We start from the raw sequence: 15,262 nt of genomic DNA on the forward strand, positions 1-15,262 counted from the left end.
GACGCGCACTCGCCCCCGCACCCCCCGCGTACGCCCGCCCGATCCGGCCGACGGCCATGGCGTCGCCGTCAGGGGCGCGGGGAACTGCGCGACAAGCGACCACGACCCGCACCCGCCCCACCCCACTCGCCCCCACAACACCAAGGCGCGTCCACGCCCCGCCACACCGAACCCCCTCCCCGCAACCCACGTACCCTTTCCTTCGTGGCCCCCCCAGTCGTACGAGTTCCGGACGCGAAGGTCGCCCTGTCGACGGCCTCCGTCTACCCGGAGTCGACGGCGACGGCCTTCGAGATCGCCGCGCGCCTCGGCTACGACGGCGTGGAGGTCATGGTCTGGAACGACCCCGTCAGCCAGGACGTCGACAGCCTGCGCCGCCTCAGCGACCACCACCGCATCCCCGTCCTCGCCGTCCACGCCCCCTGCCTGCTGATCACCCAGCGCGTGTGGTCCACCGACCCCTGGACCAAACTCCAGCGCGCCCGTGCCGCCGCGGAACGGCTCGGCGCGAGCACGGTCGTGGTCCACCCCCCGTTCCGCTGGCAGCGCCAGTACGCGCGCGACTTCGTCACCGGCATCTGGCGGATGGCGGACGAGACGGACGTACGGTTCGCCGTCGAGAACATGTACCCCTGGCGCTACCGCGACCGCGAAATGCTGGCGTACGCCCCCGAGTGGGACGTCACCAAGGACGACTACCGCCACTACACGATCGACCTCAGCCACACGGCGACCGCCCGCACCGACGCCCTCCAGATGATCGACCGTATGGACGACCGCCTCGGCCACGTCCACCTCGCCGACGGCCGGGGCTCCGCCAAGGACGAGCACCTGGTCCCGGGCCGCGGCACCCAGCCCTGCGCCGAACTGCTGGAGCGCCTCGCCCGCACCGGATTCGACGGCCATGTCGTGATCGAGGTGAACACCCGCCGGGCCATGTCCAGCGCCGAACGCGAGGCCGACCTGGCGGAGGCCCTCGCCTTCACCCGCCTCCACCTGGCATCCACGGCCCGCCTGCCGGGCACCGGACGGCGATCATGAAAACGCCGCCCCCAAGACCGGCCAGCCCCGCCAGCCCCACCAACCCCACCAGCCCCACAGCCACAACAACCCCGGCGGCCCCCTGATGCCAGAGCAGCACCCGCACCCCCCCTCCACCCCCCGCCGCCGAGGCCGCCCCGCCCGCGCCGCCGGCACCGACGCTCCCGCCACCCGCGACCGCATCCTGCACGCCGCCCGGGAGGAGTTCGCCGAACGGGGCTACGAGAAGACCTCCGTACGCGGGATCGCGAAGGCGGCCGGAGTGGACTCCGCGCTCGTGCACCACTACTTCGGCACAAAGGAACAGATGTTCGAAGCGGCCGTGGAGATCGCCGCCGCGCCCGCCCTCTCCGCCCCGGACGTCGTCCTGGCCGGCCCCCTGGACAGCGCCGGCGAGCGGCTGACCCGCTTCTTCTTCGGCGTCTGGGAGAACCCGGCCACCCGCGCCCCCCTGCTGGCCGTCGTCCGCTCGGCCCTGACGAACGAGGCCGCCGCCACGGTCTTCCGCCGCCTCATCGTCAGCCAGCTGCTGCGCCGGATCGCCGCCGAGATCGAACTCCCGGACGCCCAGCTACGCACCGAACTCGCGGCGGCACAGCTCGTGGGCGCCGCGGTGATCCGCTACGTGGTCAAGGTGGAGCCGCTGGCCTCGGCCGATCTGGAACGGATCATCGAACGCGTGGCCCCCGCGGTCCAGGCCCACCTCACCGGCCCCTGAGCCCCCGGCCCCCCGGGCCACCCGCACCTGCACCCCCGAGCCCCCGCACCCCGGCATCCCCGAGTCCCCGCACCCCCGAGCCCCCCGGCCCCCCGCACCCCCGAGCCACCCCCGAGCCAAACCACCCCCCAGCCCCCTCCCTCCTCCCCCCCCGCCCCCCCCGAGCGCGGAATTCCAATCCCGTATCCCGGACACAGGGTCCATCCTTTGGCCCAGCGGCGTACGCTCATATCAGTCAGAAAACCGTCGGTACCGACACCGACCGGCGACCCGTCCGAAGGAGCGAGCGACGATGCCCGAGCTGAGGTCCCGCACAGTCACCCACGGCCGCAACATGGCGGGCGCCCGCGCCCTTATGCGCGCCTCCGGTGTACCCGGTGCGGACATCGGCCGGAAGCCGATCATCGCCGTCGCCAACAGCTTCACGGAGTTCGTGCCCGGCCACACCCACCTCGCGCCGGTCGGCCGGATCGTCAGCGAGGCGATCGTCGCGGCCGGCGGCATCCCCCGCGAGTTCAACACGATCGCCGTGGACGACGGCATCGCGATGGGCCACGGCGGCATGCTCTACTCCCTGCCCTCCCGCGACCTGATCGCGGACAGCGTGGAGTACATGGTCGAGGCCCACTGCGCCGACGCCCTGGTCTGCATCTCCAACTGCGACAAGATCACCCCGGGCATGCTCAACGCGGCTCTGCGCCTGAACATCCCCACGGTCTTCGTCTCCGGCGGCCCCATGGAGGCCGGCCGCGCCACCCTGGTCGACGGCACGGTCCGCACGCTCGACCTCATCGACGCGATGGTCGACGCCGCCAACGAGAACATCTCCGACGCCGACGTCCTCCGTATCGAGGAGAACGCCTGTCCGACCTGCGGCTCCTGTTCCGGCATGTTCACCGCCAACTCGATGAACTGCCTAACCGAGGCCATCGGTCTCTCCCTCCCCGGCAACGGCTCGGTCCTCGCCACCCACACCGCCCGCAAGCAGCTCTACGTCGACGCCGCGCACACGGTGATGGACCTGACCCGCCGCTACTACGAGCAGGACGACGCCACGGTCCTGCCGCGCAACATCGCCACCTTCGCCGCCTTCGAGAACGCCATGGCCCTGGACATCGCGATGGGCGGCTCCACCAACACGATCCTGCATCTGCTGGCCGCCGCCCAGGAGGCCGAGGTGCCCTTCGGACTGGCGGAGATCGACGCCGTGTCGCGCCGTGTCCCCTGCCTGGCCAAGGTCGCGCCGAACGTCGCCAAGGACCGTACGTACTACATGGAGGACGTGCACCGCGCGGGCGGCATCCCGGCCCTGCTCGGCGAACTGCACCGCGCGGGCCTGCTCAACGAGGACGTCCACTCCATCCACAGCCCGTCCCTCGCCGACTGGCTCAAGACCTGGGACGTGCGGGCCGGCTCCCCGTCGCCCGAGGCCGTCGAACTGTGGCACGCGGCCCCCGGCTGCGTCCGCTCCGCCGAGGCGTTCTCCCAGTCCGAGCGCTGGGACACCCTCGACCAGGACGCGGAGGGCGGCTGCATCCGCTCGGCCGAGCACGCCTACTCCAAGGACGGCGGCCTCGCGGTCCTCAAGGGGAACCTCGCCGTCGACGGCTGTGTGGTGAAGACGGCCGGCGTCGACTCCTCCATCTGGACCTTCGAGGGCCCGGCGGTCGTCTGCGAATCGCAGGAAGAGGCCGTCGAGAAGATCCTCAGCAAGCAGATCAAGGAAGGCGACGTCGTCGTCATCCGCTACGAGGGCCCCAAGGGCGGCCCCGGTATGCAGGAGATGCTGTACCCGACCTCGTACCTGAAGGGCCGGGGCCTCGGCAAGAGCTGTGCGCTGATCACCGACGGCCGCTTCTCCGGCGGCACGTCCGGGCTCTCCATCGGGCATGCCTCCCCGGAGGCCGCGTCCGGCGGCACCATCGCCCTGGTCGAGAACGGCGACCGCATCCGCATCGACATCCCGAAACGCTCGATCCACCTCTTGGTCGACGAGGCCGAACTGATCCGCCGCGAGCAGGCCCTGAACGGCGTGTACGCCCCGAGGAACCGCGAGCGCAAGGTCTCCGCCGCGCTGCGCGCCTACGCCGCGATGGCGACCAGCGCGGACAAGGGCGCGATCCGCGACGTCAGCAAGCTGGGCTGATCACCAGGACCGCGTGAACTCACCAGGCGCTCACCAGCTACCGGGCTTCGCCCCGTCCACCCCGAACAGCACCCCGTCCGGCGTCGCCCCGAACACCTTCCCGTCCGCCGCGACCGGCACCGGCAGCCCCGACACCACCGAGTCCCGGGCCGCCCCGGGCCGCGCCTCCGTCTGCCCCAGCGGCTCACCCCGCGCCGCCCCGACGGCGATCAGCCGCCCGTCCCCGGCACTGAAGTACAGCCGCCCGTCCGCCACCACCGGCGCCGACGGGAAACTCACCGACGTCTCCAGCCGCCACACCTGCTCGGCCCGACGGGTGTCGACCGCGACCAGCGCCCCCTGCGCACCGAGCAGATACACGGTCTCGTCCGCTACGACGGTCTGCGCGCCGGCGACCGGATGGCGCAGCGCGATCCGCTTCTTCGTCCGCCCCTCCACGTCGTAGCGCACCACGGCGTCGGTGTCGGCGAACGACGCCGAGGTCGAGGTGAACCAGAGCACCCCGTCCCGCGCCCCGACCAGCGTCAGCGCCCCGCCGAGCCGCCGCTCCCAGCGCGTCGCGCCGCTCTCCGGGTCCACGGCGACGACCCGCGTGCCCCGGGTGCCGTCCAGCCCGACCGCGTAGGCGGTCCCGTCCCCGTACGACCGGAACGTAGGCTGCGCGAGCCCCTCGACCCGGTGCCGCCACTTGCGCTCCCCGGTGGCCGCGTCCAGCGCGGTGACGGTCGAGTCGGCGGCGGTCAGCAGCACGACCCCGCCCGCGTGCGCGAACCGTCCGCCGTAGCCGGTCAGGTCATGGCTCCAGCGGGTGCGGCCGGTCCCGGGATCCAGCGCGGTGAGCCGCCGTCCGTCGTCGGCCAGCACATGCAGCAGCCCACCCGCGAGCACGGGCGGTTCCACGGTCCCGTCCCCGCCCTTCGGCCCGCCCTCCGCCGCGCCCGCCCGCGCCCAGCGCACCGTCCCGTCCTCGGGATCGACGGCGGCGGCCAGCAGACCGGGCCGCGAGCAGTACAGCGCGGCCGACGAGTACACACACCGCGCCACCCCACTGGCCCGGACACCCTCGGCGCTCACCTCGGCCTCCCAGGCCCGGAACCGTTCGCCCACCGGCCGTTCGCCCACCGGCCGTTCGCCCACGGGCCGCTCCCGCCCGGCGGGCGTGGCGTCCGGCTCCTCACCCCCGAGGGCCATCACCCCACCCCCGAGCGCCAGTACGACGATCCCCGCGCCGATCCCCATCCACAACCGCCGCCGCCGCGAGGGCCGCCGTACCCCGTCGGAGGCGGGGCCGGAGACGACGGCGGGCACCCGACGCCGATGGGTGGGAGCCTCGGAAGCACCACCGACGGAACCCACCACAGAACTGACGGCGGAGCCGATGGCGGAACCGACGGGGGAGCCGACGGGGGAGTCGGCCACACTGCCGTCCGTGGCCGGCCCCCGCTGATCAGGGATGAACGCCTGTGTGTCGTACGACGCCGAGACGGTCCGCAACTCGGCCATCAGCTCGTCGGGCGTGGGCCGTTCATCCGGTTCCTTGGCGAGACAGCGGGCGACGAGGGGCGCGAGATCGTCCGGAACCCCTGTCAAGTCCGGCTCTTCATGGACGACCTGATACGCCACCAGATACGGACTGTCCGAATCGAACGGTCCGCTTCCGGTCGCCGCGTGCACGATGACCGACCCCAGCGCGAACACATCGGCGGCCGGCCCCACCGTCCTGGGCCTGCGGAACTGCTCGGGCGCCATGAACGGCGGCGTACCGATCAGCTTGCCGGTCTCGGTGCGCAGTTCGCTGTCGGAAGGCCGGGAGATCCCGAAGTCGATGACTTTCGGCCCGTCCTCGGCGAGCAGCACATTGCTGGGTTTGAGATCGCGGTGGACCACTCCGGCCCGGTGGATGTCCCGCAGCGCCTCGGCGAGCCCCGCCATCAACTGCCGCAGCCGCGGCACCGGCAGGGCTCCGTTCCGCTTCACATGCTCGGCGAGGGTGGGACCGGGGATGAACAGGGTGGCCATCCAGGGCCGCCCGGCCTCCGGATCGGCGTCCACAACAGGCGCGGTGAACGCTCCGCTGACCTTCCGTGCCGCCCCGATCTCCTGCCGGAACCGCCCCCTGAACTCGGGGTCCTGGGCGAACTCCGCATGCACGACCTTCACGGCGAGCTTCAACCCGGAGGCGGACCGGGCCAGATGCACGACCCCCATCCCCCCGGAGCCCAACTCGGCCTCCAGCACATACTCCCCGGCGTACTGCGGAGATTCCGCTTCCCCATCCGTACCGGTGCTGCGCCATGGCGGCATCGCTCACCCCCGGATGCTCCTCCGCACGCACGACGGGGTGAGCCTAGTCGATGCTCCGTACGAAACCCGGGGCGCCTTGCTAGCCTCGGTGCGCCGCATAATTTTGGCGTGAACCATTCACAACTGTGCAAGAACGTCCACATGGGGGGAGGCCGACATGGCCACGGAGGACATCGAGGCATCAGGCACGGCAGCCGCGCACGAGACGGCGCCCGAGCCCACTGAGCCGCAGGGCCGCGAGACGGAAGGCCGGGAGACGCAGGGCCACGAGACCGAGGGCCGCGAGACCGAAGGCCGGGCGGACACGGGGGCGGCGGCACGGGTCCGCGCCTACCCCGTAGCCCCGGGCGTCCAGCTCAACGTCCGCAGCGGCCCCGGCACGCAGTACCGCATCGTCCGCACCCTGCCCCTGGGCACCACCGTCCCGATCTACTGCCAGCGCCCCGGCGAGTCCGTCTCGGGCCCCTACGGCACGTCGAACATCTGGGACTGCATCGCGAACGCGCAGTACGTGTCCGACGCCTACGTGAAGACGGGCAGCGACGGCTACGTGGCCCCGCGCTGCTCCTGACCACCCGCCCCCGTCCCTGCCCCACCCCGGGCAGGGACGCCAGGCACACCGGCCCGGATCCGATACGCCACCCTCCCGCCACCCTTCCTGCCGTCCTCTTGCCACCCCTCCCGCAGCCCTTCCTGCCGCCTCGGTAGAGACCCCACACCCCCCGGGAGCGATAATCGACGGGTGAGCCAGAACCAGAAGGGCACCCCGGACCAGCCGACGCCCCCCGGCGACGACGGCACCCGGGCGACCCCCGCGGGTCCCCAGCCCGAGCCGATCCGCTTCTACGGCACCACCTGGGTCGACCACACCGACGGCTACACCCTGCGCCGCGCCGGTACCGCCGTCGGCTCCCTCGCGCTGGCCGTCGCCGCCTGTCTGGTCCTGCGCTTCGCCTACGAGGGCATCCAGCTCGCCGACTCCGGCAGCTTCGTCAGCCTCCTGATGATCGTGATGTTCGCCGTGTGCAGCGCGCTGGCGTTCCGCCACACCTGGGACACCTTCACCAAGCGCGCCGACCCCGACCGTCAGTCCTCCCTCCGCGGCTTCCTGGCCGTCGGCTTCGTGGGCGCCCTCCTCGCCTATTTCTTCCGCACCCTCATCGAGGCGCCCGGTGAGAAACTCCGCCGCGCCGAGTACGAGGAGGCCCGCCGCCGCCACGAGAAGCGCTCGACCCGCCGCACCGGCAACCCCTCGAAGAAACGCCGCCGCTCCTAGAACGTGCGACCGCGTCCGCCACCACTTCGGCCGCGACGCCGCCGCCGAACTGCGCCGGATCACCGGCCGCGCCACCGACAACACCGCGGGCCCGGACTGCGCGCACCGCGAGCGCGCCCACCTGCCGAGCCGCTTCCCGGACGGCCAGGTCGAAAAGACCTACGACGTGGAGCTGCTGCTCACCACCAGCGCCTGAGCCCGAGCGGCGGCCCAGCCTTCCAGGGCCGCCGCGCTGGCGTGGTCCATGTGCGCCAGACCGCCCAGCTCCAGCCGCACCGCCCGGTCCGCGGGCAGCGCGTCCAACTCGTCCAGCAGCTTCGGCAGCCGTACGAACGTCGCGTTCCCCCGCACCCGTACGACGATCCCCGCCTCCCCCCGGTCCTCCGTCTCCATCTGCACCTGACTGATGTCCCAGGCGGACTTGGCCACCGCGAGGGCCAGCCCCGCCACCACCCCCTCGAACAGGCTCCCGGCGAGCACGATCCCCGCCGTGACCCCGAGCACCACGACCTCCCCCCGATGACCTCGCCACAGCCCCACCACCTCGTCCACCGGCACCAGCCGCCACCCGGCGTGCACCAGCAGCCCCGCCAGTGCCGCCACCGGGATCAGCCCCAGCACCCCCGGCACCCCGGCGACGACCACCAGCAGCCACACCCCGTGCAGCACCCGCGCCGCCTTCGTACGGGCCCCCGCCGCCACATTGGCGGCGCTGCGCACGATCACCGCCGTCATCGGCAACGCCCCGAGCAGCCCGCACACCACATTGCCGGTGCCCTGCGCCATCAGTTCCCGGTCGTAGTCCGTACGCGGACCGTCGTGCAGCCGGTCCACCGCCGCCGCCCCGAACAGCGACTCGGCCGACGCGATCAGCGCCAGCGCCACGACCGTCCCGATCACCCCCACTTCCATCAGCCGCCCGACATCCGTCACCGACGGCACCCGCACCACGTCCAGCAGCCCCTGCACCTCGACCCGCCGCACCTTCAGGCCGAGCAGCCAGGTGGCCGCCGTCGCCACCAGCACCGCCACCAACGGCGCGGGAACCAGCCGGGCCCCACCGCCCCACCGCGCCCACAGCAGCGATACGACAATGGTGGCACCCCCCACTGACAACGCCGCCGGATCCGCCCGCCACGGCAGCTCCACCAGCCCCGCGATCGCCGCGAGCCCCCCGGACGGCACCTCCACATCGCCCAGCGCGTACACCTGCCCGGTCACCAGCAGCAGCCCGATCCCGGCGAGCATCCCCTGCACCACCGCCGTCGACACCGCCCGGAACCAGCGCCCCAGCCCCAGCGCCCCCAGCCCCAGCTGAAGCAGGCCCGCCGCCCCCACCAGCACCCCCAGCGCCCCCAGCCCGTACGTCCGCACCGCCTCGTACACCAGCACCGTCAGCCCCGCCGCCGGCCCGCTGACCTGGAGGCTGCTGCCGGGCAGCGCCCCGGCGACCAGCCCACCGACGATCCCGGTGACCAACCCCAGCTCGGGCGGGACCCCGGACGCCAACGCCACCCCCACGCACAGCGGCAACGCGACGAGGAAGACGACGAGCGAGGCGAACAGATCAGGCCGGGAGACGGCACATCGCATGGGCTACAGCACCTTCCGTTGTGCGCCGGAGCGCCAGGTAGCTGTCGGGACGCCCAGCCGTAAGGGGGCGCGGCCGGACGGCCGTGCGCGGTCTTTCTCCCCACCGCGCACTGAACGTCATTGTCCGGAGCCCCACTTCACCCCGGGAGCCGATCTGCGCGGGCTCACCCTCACAAACGGAAGCACCCAGACCGGAGGGATGCGCTCCGTTCACACCCGCACGCGCCTGCGCCCCCCCACCGCGCTTGACGGCACCCCACCCCGAGAGGATTATTCATCGCATGATGAATAAAACTCCGAGCGGCCCACCACCCCCACGCCCACCCGCCGTACGCGCCGAACGACTCACCGTCGAACGCGGCCCCCGCACCGTGCTGCACGGCCTCGACCTCACCGTGCCCCGCGGCCAGATCACCGGCCTCCTCGGCCCCTCCGGCTGCGGAAAGTCCACCCTCATACGCACGATCGTCGGCACCCAGGCCAAGGTCACCGGCACCCTCGACGTCCTGGGCCGCCCGGCCGGCCACCCCACCAACCGCACCCGCATCGGCTACGTCACCCAGGCCCCCTCCGTCTACGACGACCTGACCGTCCGCCAGAACCTCGCCTACTTCGCCGCCGTCCTCACCCCCGGCCGCGCCGCCACCGCCCACCGCCGCTCCGACGTCACCCGCGCCATCGAGGACGTCGCCCTCACCAGCCACGCCGACACCCTCGCCGGTGCCCTCTCCGGCGGCCAGCGCAGCCGGGTCTCCCTCGCCGTCGCCCTGCTCGGCACCCCCGAACTCCTCGTCCTCGACGAACCCACCGTCGGTCTCGACCCCGTCCTCCGCCGCGACCTGTGGGACCTCTTCCACTCACTCTCCGCCACCCGCGGCACCACCCTCCTCATCTCCTCCCACGTCATGGACGAGGCCGAGCGCTGCCACCGCCTCCTCCTCATGCGCGAGGGCGAGATCCTCGCCGACGACACCCCGGCCGCCCTGCGCACCCGCACCGCCACCGACACCGTCGAGGAAGCCTTCCTGCACCTGGTCGACCGGGCCACGGCAGCCGGCCGCACGAAGGAGAGCACCCGATGACCCCCACCGGCACGCCCCCGGCAGCCCCCGCCGGCGCCCTCAACGCCTCCCGCACCCTCGCCACCGCGGCCCGGGTCCTGCGCCAGCTCCGCCACGACCCCCGCACCATCGCGCTGATGCTCCTCGTCCCCTGCGTGATGCTCTTCCTGCTGCGCTATGTCTTCGACGGCAACGCCCGCACGTTCGACAGCATCGGCGCCTCACTCCTCGGCATCTTCCCCCTGATCACGATGTTCCTGGTCACCTCCATCGCCACCCTGCGCGAACGCACCTCGGGCACCCTCGAACGCCTCCTCGCCATGCCCCTCGGCAAAGGCGACCTCATCGCCGGCTACGCCCTCGCCTTCGGCGCCCTCGCGATCGTCCAGTCCGCCCTCGCCACCGCCCTCGCCGTCTGGGGCCTCGGCCTCGACGTCACCGGCTCACCCTGGCTGCTCCTCCTGGTGGCCCTGCTCGACGCGCTCCTCGGTACGGCCCTCGGCCTCTTCGTCTCGGCCTTCGCGGCCTCCGAGTTCCAGGCGGTCCAGTTCATGCCGGCGGTGATCTTCCCCCAACTCCTCCTCTGCGGCCTGTTCACCCCCCGCGACCAGATGCACCCCGCCCTCGAAGCGATCTCCGACGCCCTCCCCATGTCCTACGCCGTCGACGGCATGAACGAGGTCCTCAAGCACCCCGACCTCACCGCCGCCTTCGCCCGCGACGCCCTGATCGTCGCCGGATGCGCCCTCCTGGTCCTCTTCCTGGGCGCGGCGACCCTCCGCCGCCGCACCACCTGACGCCCACCCCGGCCCCGACCACGACGTCCGCCCACCGGACATCCCACCCACCCCACCCCTACGAGTGCGAGGATGAAACCGGACGCCAAACCCCCGGAGGGCACCCGCACCATGACCCAGAAAGTCGCCGTCCTAGGCACCGGAAAAATCGGCGAAGCCCTGCTCAGCGGAATGATCCGCGGAGGCTGGTCACCCGCCGACCTGCTGGTCACCACCCGCCGCCCCGAGCGCGCCGAGGAACTCCGCGCCCGCCACGGAGTCACCCCCGTCACCAACGCCGAGGCCGCCAAGACCGCGGACACCCTGATTCTCACGGTCAAGCCGCAGGACATGGGCACCCTTCTGGACGAACTCGCCCCCCACATCCCCACCGACCGCCTGATCATCAGCGGCGCCGCCGGTATCCCCACCTCCTTCTTCGAGGAACGCCTGGCCGCCGGTACCCCCGTCGTCCGCGTCATGACGAACACCCCCGCCCTCGTGGACGAGGCCATGTCCGTCATCTCCCCCGGCAGCCACGCCACCGCCGACCACCTCGCCACCGCCGAGGAGATCTTCGGCGCCGTCGGCAAGACCCTGCGCGTCCCCGAGTCCCAGCAGGACGCCTGCACCGCCCTCTCCGGCTCCGGCCCGGCCTACTTCTTCTACCTGGTTGAAGCCATGACCGACGCCGGCATCCTGCTGGGCCTGCCCCGCGACAAGGCCCACGACCTCATCGTCCAGTCCGCCATCGGCGCCGCCACCATGCTCCGCGACAGCGGCGAACACCCGGTCAAGCTCCGCGAGAACGTCACCTCACCGGCCGGCACCACCATCAACGCCATCCGCGAACTGGAGAGCCACGGCGTACGAGCCGCCCTCATCGCCGCCCTCGAAGCCGCCCGCGACCGCAGCCGCGAACTGGCCTCCGGCAACAGCTGACCCCGGCCGACCCACCCGCCCGGGGCACCGGCGCCCGACAGCGCCCCGCCCCGGACCGGTCGCTCACCCCACCGCGCGCACGACCTCCGCCGTCGTCACCACCCGCGCGAAGCCGCCCCCGTGCAGCTGCACCGCCGAGGCCCGCGCCGCCTCCTCCGCACTGAGCCGCCAGCCGAACGGCCCCTCCACGTCGAAGGTGTACGTGGCATCCCACGCCACCACCACGTCGTACCCCAGATTGCCTCCCATCCGTGAGGTCGTCTCCACACAGAAGTTGGTCTGGATCCCGGCCACCACGATCTGCCCGATGCCCTCCGCCTTCAGCCAGCCGTCCAGATCGGGCGTCCCGAGAAACGCCGAATGCACCGACTTCGTCAGCAGCAGCTCGGCCCCACCCCCCTTCCCACGCCGTGCCCGCACGTACTCCTTGAAGTCATTGCCCTGGTACCCCCGCCGCAGCGGCGAGTCCTCCTCCACCGAGTCGTGCCGGACGAACACCACCGGCCGGCCCGTCGCCTGCCAGACATCGATCAACGCGGCGATGTTCTCGTCCGCGTCCGGGTTGTTGCGCGGCAGCGAGAGCGCCAACTCATCAAAGCCCTGCTGCACATCCACCACGACCAGCGCTGTCTTCTCTGCGATCTCCATGCCCACGATCCTGGCGCCGCCCGGCCCGCCGCCCCAGAGGTACAGAAGACAGCGTTCGATGGTTTACTGCCAACCGTGGACGTGTACCGCGTAGCCCTCATGGCCTTCCCCGGCATCCGCGCCTTCGACGTCTCGATCATCACCGAGGTCTGGGACGGCGACCGCGCGGACAGCACCAGCGGAACCGCCATCAAGAACCCCGCCTTCTCCCTCCGCCGCGTCGCCACCGACACCACCACCCCCATCCCCATGCGCGGCGGCCTCAGCCTCACCCCCGACCGCACCCTCGACTGGCTGCCCCGAGCCGACCTGATCCTCATCCCCGGCCTGGACGACCACCTCACCCCCGCACCCGACCCCGTCCTCCGGGCCCTCCGCCGCGCCCACGCCCGCGGCACCACCATCGCCGCACTCTGCGGCGGAGCCTTCACCCTCGCCCAGGCCGGACTCCTCGACGGCCGCCGCGCCATCACCCACTGGAACCTCGTCGGCCTTCTGCGCACCCACCACCCCCGGGTCACCGTCGTTCCCGACGCCCTCTTCATCGAGGACGACAACATCTGGACCGCCGCCGGATCCGCCGCCGGCATCGACCTCTGCCTCCATCTCGTCCGCCGCACCCATGGAGCCGAGGCAGCCGCCACCATCGCCCGCTCCATGGTCACCGCCCCCTTCCGCACCGGGAACCAGGCCCAGTTCATCGAGCACCCCACCCCCCGGACCGACCGCGACACCGACACCCTGGCCGCCGTACGCGAACACGCCCTACGTCATCTGCACCGACCGCTCACCGTCGCCGACCTGGCCGCCCACGCCGGGATGTCCGCCCGCACCTTCGCCCGCCACTTCACCGCGGCCACCGGCACCACCCCGCTGAACTGGCTCCTCGACCAGCGCGTCGCCGCCGCCCAGAAACTCCTCGAACGCACCGACCTCCCCATGCCCGAGATCGCCCGCCGCGCCGGCTTCGGCAGCGAGGTCACCATGCGCCAGCACTTCGCATCGCGCCTCGCCACCAGCCCACGCGCCTACCGCGCCGCGTTCAGCGACCCCACCGAACCACCGGCCACCGAACCACCGGCCCCCGAACCGCCCGCACCGGAGGAACCCCGCTCCAAGGAACCCCGCTCCGGGGAATCCAGCTCCGAGGAGTCCGTCTTCGCCGGACCTCCCGCGACGGCGGGCAGCAGTCCGATCGCCCGATAGGCCGCGTCCACGGTCGGCCGCGCCATGGCCCGAGCCCGCTCCGCACCATCCCGCAGCACCCCCTCCACATACGCAGGATCCGCGCACAACTCCTTGTGCCTGTCCTGTACGGGCCGCAGAACCTCCACCACCGCCTCCGCGGTGTCCTTCTTCAAGGCGCCGTACGACTCATATACACCGCTCAGCCCCTCCGGGTTCCCACCCGTGCAGGCCGCGAGGATCTCCAGCAGGTTCGCGAGCCCCGGCCGGGCCTCCCGGTCGTAGACGACCTCCCGCCCGCTGTCGGTCACGGCCCGCATGATCTTCTTCCGCGCCACCTCCGGCTCGTCCAGCAGATAGACGATCCCGGGCCCGGTGTCATCGCTCTTCCCCATCTTCGACAGGGGGTCCTGGAGGTTCATCACCCGTGCCGCCACCCGCGGCTTCGTCGCCCGCGGCACCACGAACGCCTGCCCGTACCGCTGGTTGAACCGCACCGCCAGATCCCGGGCCAGCTCCACATGCTGCGTCTGGTCGTCCCCGACCGGCACCGCGTCGGTCCCGTACGCCAGGATGTCCGCGGCCATCAGCACGGGATACGTCAGCAGCGACAGCCGCACACTCCCGCCCCGCTCCCGCTCCCGCGCGGCCTTCTCCTTGTACTGGATCATCCGCCGCATCTCGCCATCGGTGGCCACGCACTCCAGCAGATACGACAGCCGCGCGTGCTCGTCCACATGACTCTGTACGAACACGGTGCACAGGCTCGGATCCAGCCCGGCCGCCAGCAGCAGCGTCGCCGCCTGCCGACTGAGCCTGCGTACGCGCCCGGGATCGTGGTCCACGGTCAGGGCGTGCAGATCGACGATGCAGAACACGGCGTCGGCCTCGTGCTGGTCCACCGTGGCCCACTGCCGCATGGCCCCCAGGTAGTTCCCCAGCGTCAGATGCCCGGTCGGCTTGACCCCGCTGAAGACCCGCTTCATCTCACAACCTCCAGGTAGAGCCGCCGCACCCGCCGGCCGGTCCCTCTGGAGGGAGACAAAAAAACGGCCGCCGAGGCGGCGGCCGTCGAGTGCACACGTGAGTCCGGCCGCCGTCAGGCGGCCCACCAGTACTGGTGACACGTACGCGTCGTCATGTGCCTCAGCGTAGCCTCCGGAGGCCCGTCCGGACGAGAGTTGACACACGACATGCCGGTCCGTACTGTTCTCCGAGTTGTCCGACGTGAGCGCCGACCCCGGTCGGTCCCCGGACAGCCATTCCGCAAGTCCCAACCACTCTCGGCGAACAGCCGGTCAGACATCTGCCCGTCTGCTCACCTTGTTGCTGGCATGCGTATTTGCGAAATGAGGAATCCACGTTCGAAAGGACGCGGCCCCCGATTAGCTAGGGAGCCGGGAATCCGCTAAAGTCTCACTCGTCGGAACGGCCCAACGGCCGGGAAGGCGAACCCCGCTGACTGGGGGTCAGGTCGAGAAAAGGATCTGATAGAGTCGGAGACACCGAAGGGAAGCCCGGAGGAAAGCCCGAGAGGGTGAGTACAAAGGAAGCGTCCGTTCCTTGAGAACT

Annotated in this window: 12 protein-coding genes and 1 pseudogene; 9 read left to right on the forward strand and 4 right to left on the reverse strand. The window is 71.8% G+C overall.

Going from position 1 to position 15,262, the window contains the following annotated elements:
* Positions 1-204 precede the first annotated feature (204 nt).
* From ACIQNG_RS33185 to ilvD, 3 genes are all read left to right on the forward strand, one after another.
* Positions 205-1,041, forward strand: a complete 837-nt coding sequence (locus ACIQNG_RS33185; RefSeq protein ID WP_401433571.1) for a sugar phosphate isomerase/epimerase family protein — start codon at positions 205-207, stop codon at positions 1,039-1,041.
* A gap of 85 nt (positions 1,042-1,126) precedes the next feature.
* Positions 1,127-1,759, forward strand: coding sequence for a TetR family transcriptional regulator (locus tag ACIQNG_RS33190; protein WP_401490165.1), 633 nt, complete (start codon positions 1,127-1,129; stop codon positions 1,757-1,759).
* 292 nt (positions 1,760-2,051) lie between these two features.
* Positions 2,052-3,905 carry a dihydroxy-acid dehydratase gene (ilvD, locus tag ACIQNG_RS33195; RefSeq protein WP_401490167.1) on the forward strand — a complete coding sequence of 618 codons (1,854 nt, stop codon included), beginning with the start codon at positions 2,052-2,054 and terminating at the stop codon, positions 3,903-3,905.
* A 30-nt stretch (positions 3,906-3,935) separates the two neighbouring features.
* Here ilvD and ACIQNG_RS33200 read toward each other — a convergent pair whose 3' ends face one another.
* Complete coding sequence (locus ACIQNG_RS33200) at positions 3,936-6,209, reverse strand: serine/threonine-protein kinase (RefSeq protein ID WP_401490169.1); 2,274 nt, start codon at positions 6,207-6,209, stop codon at positions 3,936-3,938.
* 157 nt (positions 6,210-6,366) lie between these two features.
* Between ACIQNG_RS33200 and ACIQNG_RS33205 the strand changes: the two genes are divergently transcribed.
* Together ACIQNG_RS33205 and ACIQNG_RS33210 are read left to right on the forward strand one after the other, a co-directional pair.
* Complete coding sequence (locus ACIQNG_RS33205; RefSeq protein ID WP_401490171.1) at positions 6,367-6,780, forward strand: SH3 domain-containing protein; 414 nt, start codon at positions 6,367-6,369, stop codon at positions 6,778-6,780.
* 171 nt (positions 6,781-6,951) lie between these two features.
* Entirely contained in the window at positions 6,952-7,485 is a 534-nt protein-coding gene (locus ACIQNG_RS33210) for an EamA/RhaT family transporter (RefSeq protein WP_401490174.1), read from the forward strand.
* A 159-nt stretch (positions 7,486-7,644) separates the two neighbouring features.
* Here the strand turns inward: ACIQNG_RS33210 and ACIQNG_RS33215 are convergent, their stop codons facing one another.
* Positions 7,645-9,078: a SulP family inorganic anion transporter gene (locus ACIQNG_RS33215; protein WP_401490176.1), complete on the reverse strand. Its 1,434-nt coding sequence runs from the start codon at positions 9,076-9,078 to the stop codon at positions 7,645-7,647.
* A gap of 281 nt (positions 9,079-9,359) precedes the next feature.
* On the opposite strand from ACIQNG_RS33215, the gene ACIQNG_RS33220 reads away from it, so the two are divergent.
* The 3 genes from ACIQNG_RS33220 to proC all read left to right on the forward strand — a co-directional run bounded on the left by ACIQNG_RS33220 (position 9,360) and on the right by proC (position 11,857).
* Complete coding sequence (locus tag ACIQNG_RS33220; protein WP_401490178.1) at positions 9,360-10,160, forward strand: ABC transporter ATP-binding protein; 801 nt, start codon at positions 9,360-9,362, stop codon at positions 10,158-10,160.
* Entirely contained in the window at positions 10,157-10,936 is a 780-nt protein-coding gene (locus ACIQNG_RS33225; RefSeq protein WP_401490181.1) for an ABC transporter permease, read from the forward strand. Before ACIQNG_RS33220 ends, ACIQNG_RS33225 begins: the two co-directional genes overlap by 4 nt.
* Positions 10,937-11,047: 111 nt before the next feature.
* The gene (gene proC / locus ACIQNG_RS33230) at positions 11,048-11,857 is read left to right on the forward strand and encodes a pyrroline-5-carboxylate reductase (RefSeq protein WP_401490211.1); all 810 of its coding nucleotides are present in this window, start codon (positions 11,048-11,050) and stop codon (positions 11,855-11,857) included.
* 63 nt (positions 11,858-11,920) lie between these two features.
* Here proC and ACIQNG_RS33235 read toward each other — a convergent pair whose 3' ends face one another.
* Complete coding sequence (locus ACIQNG_RS33235; protein WP_401490183.1) at positions 11,921-12,505, reverse strand: cysteine hydrolase family protein; 585 nt, start codon at positions 12,503-12,505, stop codon at positions 11,921-11,923.
* A 99-nt stretch (positions 12,506-12,604) separates the two neighbouring features.
* Here ACIQNG_RS33235 and ACIQNG_RS33240 point away from each other — a divergent pair.
* A pseudogene (locus ACIQNG_RS33240) lies at positions 12,605-13,573 on the forward strand (GlxA family transcriptional regulator); the annotation flags it as partial.
* On the opposite strand, the gene trpS reads toward ACIQNG_RS33240, so the two are convergent.
* Complete coding sequence (trpS, locus tag ACIQNG_RS33245; RefSeq protein WP_401490186.1) at positions 13,534-14,676, reverse strand: tryptophan--tRNA ligase; 1,143 nt, start codon at positions 14,674-14,676, stop codon at positions 13,534-13,536. The pseudogene ACIQNG_RS33240 and the gene trpS overlap by 40 nt on opposite strands.
* Between the last annotated feature and the right edge of the window lie 586 nt (positions 14,677-15,262).

The organism is Streptomyces sp. NPDC091377 (assembly GCF_044757045.1).
Taxonomy (GTDB): Bacteria; Actinomycetota; Actinomycetes; order Streptomycetales; family Streptomycetaceae; genus Streptomyces.

Excerpts from the sequence above, each read along its gene's own strand:
- ACIQNG_RS33190 (WP_401490165.1), top strand. The coding sequence starts at position 1,127 with ATGCCAGAGCAGCACCCGCACCCCCCCTCCACCCCCCGCCGCCGAGGC.
- ilvD (WP_401490167.1), top strand. The coding sequence starts at position 2,052 with ATGCCCGAGCTGAGGTCCCGCACAGTCACCCACGGCCGCAACATGGCG.
- ACIQNG_RS33200 (WP_401490169.1), bottom strand. The coding sequence starts at position 6,209 with ATGCCGCCATGGCGCAGCACCGGTACGGATGGGGAAGCGGAATCTCCG.
- ACIQNG_RS33205 (WP_401490171.1), top strand. The coding sequence starts at position 6,367 with ATGGCCACGGAGGACATCGAGGCATCAGGCACGGCAGCCGCGCACGAG.
- ACIQNG_RS33215 (WP_401490176.1), bottom strand. The coding sequence starts at position 9,078 with ATGCGATGTGCCGTCTCCCGGCCTGATCTGTTCGCCTCGCTCGTCGTC.
- ACIQNG_RS33220 (WP_401490178.1), top strand. The coding sequence starts at position 9,360 with ATGATGAATAAAACTCCGAGCGGCCCACCACCCCCACGCCCACCCGCC.
- ACIQNG_RS33225 (WP_401490181.1), top strand. The coding sequence starts at position 10,157 with ATGACCCCCACCGGCACGCCCCCGGCAGCCCCCGCCGGCGCCCTCAAC.
- proC (WP_401490211.1), top strand. The coding sequence starts at position 11,048 with ATGACCCAGAAAGTCGCCGTCCTAGGCACCGGAAAAATCGGCGAAGCC.
- ACIQNG_RS33235 (WP_401490183.1), bottom strand. The coding sequence starts at position 12,505 with ATGGAGATCGCAGAGAAGACAGCGCTGGTCGTGGTGGATGTGCAGCAG.
- trpS (WP_401490186.1), bottom strand. The coding sequence starts at position 14,676 with ATGAAGCGGGTCTTCAGCGGGGTCAAGCCGACCGGGCATCTGACGCTG.